Here is a 1,033-nt window from a genome sequence, read left to right as displayed (position 1 = left end):
GCCGTCTGATCAACCCGCGAACGCGTCCAGGGCGTCCAGCACGTGCGCGCGCGTCGCCTCCGTGCCCAGATGGCCCGCCCCCTCGACGGTGATGAGTTTCGCGTCCGGCCACGCGCGGGCGAGTTCCCAGGCCGTCCGGAGCGGTCCGCCCATGTCGAGGCGGCCGTGGACCAGGACGCCCGGAATCCCGGCCAGCCGGTCCGCGTCGCGCAGTAGCGCGCCCTCCTCCAGCCACACGCCGTGGGAGAAGTAGTGGGAGCAGATGCGGACGAGGGCGAGGCGGGCGGCGGAGGGGCGGTCGCCGTACGGGTTGGCGGCGCCGTTCGTCTCGCCCGAGAGGACCGCGTCCTCCCAGGCGCACCAGTCGGCCGTGGCCTTGCCGCGTACCGCGGCGTCGGGGTGCTCCATCAGGCGCGCGTAGGCGCCGACGATGTCGCCGTCGCGCGGGGTGCCGGGCGCCCCGGCGAGGAAGCGTTCCCACTGCTCGGGGAAGTAGCGGCCCACTCCGCGGTAGAGCCATTCGGTCTCGGAGCGCCGGGTGGTGGTGACGCTCGCGATGACGATCTCCGAGACGCGCCGCGGGTGCTGCTCCGCGTAGGCCAGCAGGAGGGTGGAGCCCCACGAGCCGCCGTGCAGCAGCCAGCGGTCGATGCCCAGGTGTTCCCGCAGCCGCTCCATGTCGGCGATGAGGTGCCAGGTGGTGTTGTGCCGCATGTCGGTCGCGGGGTCCGCGGCGTGCGGGGTACTGCGCCCGCAGCCGCGCTGGTCGAACAGGACCACGCGGTACCGGTCCGGGTCGAAGAACCGGCGCACGGCGGTGCCGCACCCGGAGCCGGGGCCGCCGTGCACGACGAGCGCGGGCTTGCCGGCCGGGTTGCCGCAGACCTCCCAGTACACGGAGTTGCCGTCGCCGACGTCGAGCATGCCCGTCTCGTACGGCTCGATCGGCGGATACAGCTCGCTCAAAGGGGGCCTCCCGGCGGCTCGGCGCGAGGGGGCGGACGCCATTGGCCGCCCCCTCGCTCAACAGAGA

At 74.0% G+C, this 1,033-nt stretch carries 1 protein-coding gene; it reads right to left on the bottom strand.

Going from position 1 to position 1,033, the window contains the following annotated elements; translation table 11 throughout:
• Positions 1-9 precede the first annotated feature (9 nt).
• Entirely contained in the window at positions 10-1,008 is a 999-nt protein-coding gene (gene pip, locus ACFU99_RS44515) for a prolyl aminopeptidase (RefSeq protein WP_384404622.1), read from the bottom strand.
• Between the last annotated feature and the right edge of the window lie 25 nt (positions 1,009-1,033).

It is taken from the genome of Streptomyces sp. NPDC057654 (assembly GCF_042800135.1).
In the GTDB taxonomy this organism is placed as follows: Bacteria; Actinomycetota; Actinomycetes; order Streptomycetales; family Streptomycetaceae; genus Streptomyces.
Note: the sequence above shows the minus strand (reverse complement) of the source record. Positions and strands in the feature narration are given on the sequence as shown.

Coding starts and splice junctions, on each gene's coding strand:
- pip (WP_384404622.1), bottom strand. CDS start 1,008: ATGGCGTCCGCCCCCTCGCGCCGAGCCGCCGGGAGGCCCCCTTTGAGC.